General features: G+C 74.2%; 1 protein-coding gene. It reads left to right on the top strand.

All coding sequences use genetic code 11. From position 1 onward, the window contains the following. Positions 1 to 1,534, top strand: a 1,534-nt coding sequence (locus UK12_RS32535; RefSeq protein WP_045306813.1) for a polyketide synthase dehydratase domain-containing protein, incomplete at both ends; no start/stop codon positions are given.

A 1,534-nucleotide genomic window follows, 5' to 3' on the forward strand; every position in this document is an offset into this window, starting at 1 on the left:
TGGCGCAGCTGCACGTCCGTGGTGCCAAGCTCGACTGGCAGGCGGTCTTCGCGGGTACCGGCGCGCAGCGCGTCGACCTGCCCACCTACGCCTTCCAGCGTCAGGCGTACTGGATCGATCGCACCGCACCGCTCGTGGGCGACGCCCGTGCGATCGGTCTGGGATCTGCCGACCACCCGCTGCTGGGGGCCGCGGTCGCCCTTGCCGACGGTGACGGGTTCTTCTTCTCCGGCCGGCTCTCGCTCCAGTCCCACCCCTGGCTGGCCGACCACGCTGTCGGTGGAACCGTGCTGCTCCCGGGTACCGCCTTCGTCGAACTGGCGATCCGGGCCGGCGACCACGTCGGCTGTGACCGGCTGGCGGAACTGACCCTGGAGGCGCCGCTGGTGCTGCCGCAACGCGGCGGTGTCCAGGTGCAGTTGTGGGTCGGACGGCCCGAGGGTGCGGGCGTGCGGCAGCTGACGGTGTACTCCCGCCCGGAGGACGCCGACGACGAGGAGCCGTGGACCCGGCACGCCGATGGCCTGCTCTCCTCCTCGCGCGGCGCCGCCGAGGCCGAGCACCAGGCGGACTTCGACCCTGCGGTGTGGCCGCCGGCCGACGCCCGGGCGGTCGACCTGTCCGGCTTCTACGAGGGCCTGGCCGATTCCGACTTCGGCTACGGTCCGGCCTTCCGGGGTCTCGGGGCGGCCTGGGTACGCGGTGAGGAGGTCTTCGCCGAGATCGCCCTGCCGGAGGAGGCGGCCGCAGCCGCGTCCGGCTTCGGCCTGCACCCGGCGCTGCTGGACGCTGCCCTCCACGCGACCGCGCTGGGCAGCTCCCTGGACAGCCAGGACGACCGGCGCCAGGGACGGCTCCCGTTCTCCTGGGCCGGAGTCTCGCTGCACGCCGTCGGTGCCGCCGCGCTGCGGGTGCGGCTCGTGCCCGCAGGCCCGGACTCCGTCTCGCTGACCACGTTCGACGCCTCGGGCGCGCCGGTCTGCTCGGTGGAGAACCTGACCCTCCGTCCGGTGGCCGCCGACCAGCTCCAGAGCGCCGGAAACCGCGCCGCCGCGCCGAAGGACTCGCTCTTCGGCGTGGAGTGGACCGCCGTCCCGCTGCCCGAGCCCGCCGACGGCGCCGCCGAGCGTCACACCGTCGTGGGTACCGACCGGCTCGGCCTGGCCGCCGCCATGCTCGTCGCAGGCCACGGCGTCGACACGCCGCAGGATCTGGACGCCTTGGCAGCGCGCCTCGACGCCGAGGGCCAGGCTCCCGGGACCGTGTTCCTCCCGCTCGGCTTCGGCGGCGGTGCGGAGCAGTCCGCCGCCGATGTCCGGGCCGCCGTGCGCAAGGCCCTCGCCCTGATCCAGGGCTGTCTGGCGCAGGAGGCGTTCGCCGGTTCCCGGCTGGTGGTGGTCACGCGCGGTGCGGTGGCTGTCTCTTCTGAGGAGGATGTGCTCGACCTGGCGTCGGCTGCGGTCTGGGGTCTGCTGCGTTCGGCGCAGTCGGAGAACCCGGGGCGGATCGTCCTGCTGGACCTGGACGAGGACCC

The sequence above is a fragment of the Saccharothrix sp. ST-888 genome, from assembly GCF_000955975.1.
Lineage (GTDB): Bacteria > Actinomycetota > Actinomycetes > Streptomycetales > Streptomycetaceae > Kitasatospora.